Genomic DNA, 574 nt, shown 5'->3' with positions numbered 1-574 from the left:
CTTCGACGAGGCCACCCCGGCCACCGTCCAGCCGTACGCGGACCTCATCCCGGACGTCAGCTGGGAGGTCTTCGAGAACTCCAGCCACATGCCGCACCTGGAGGAGCCGGAGCGGTTCCTCGAGGTGCTGAGCGGATACCTGCGCCGGATTCACTGACCGGCGGTCCAGGGGTTGGCGGGCGGGCTAGGGGACGGAACAGGGGGGTCGCCGATTTCGGCCCCGGACTAGTCTCCAGAGTCAGAGCGAGTCAAGTCCCCGAGCTGTCACTGGATTCGCCGGGTTCAAGGTATTCAGGCCGCGTTGCACACCTATGCCGGGGCCCAATCCCCAAGGCGGGCCCATGAGACCGGAGGAATGTCCGAATGTCCCTGCTGACCCTCGAGTTTCCGACCACGGAGCGATTCAAAGCATTCGGTCCAAGACACATAGACGAGATCGCCAGCCGCTACGGACTTCCTGCGCACCTCCAGGAGACCGTCCGGATGATCTCGCAGGTCCTGCCGTTCCGGGTCAACGAGTACGTGCTCTCCTCGCTGATCGACTGGACCAACATCCCCGACGACCCGATCTTCC

The 574-nt window shown here is 64.3% G+C and carries 1 protein-coding gene; it reads left to right on the top strand.

Going from position 1 to position 574, the window contains the following annotated elements; translation table 11 throughout:
* Window positions 1-157, top strand: a 157-nt coding sequence (locus tag ABD323_RS44290; protein ID WP_344447647.1) for an alpha/beta fold hydrolase, incomplete at its 5' end; no start/stop codon positions are given.
* Window positions 158-574 lie beyond the last annotated feature (417 nt).

The organism is Kitasatospora nipponensis, assembly GCF_039528135.1.
Classification (GTDB): domain Bacteria; phylum Actinomycetota; class Actinomycetes; order Streptomycetales; family Streptomycetaceae; genus Kitasatospora; species Kitasatospora nipponensis.
The sequence above is the reverse complement of the archived record's forward strand: the minus strand, read 5'-3'. Positions and strand labels throughout refer to the sequence as shown.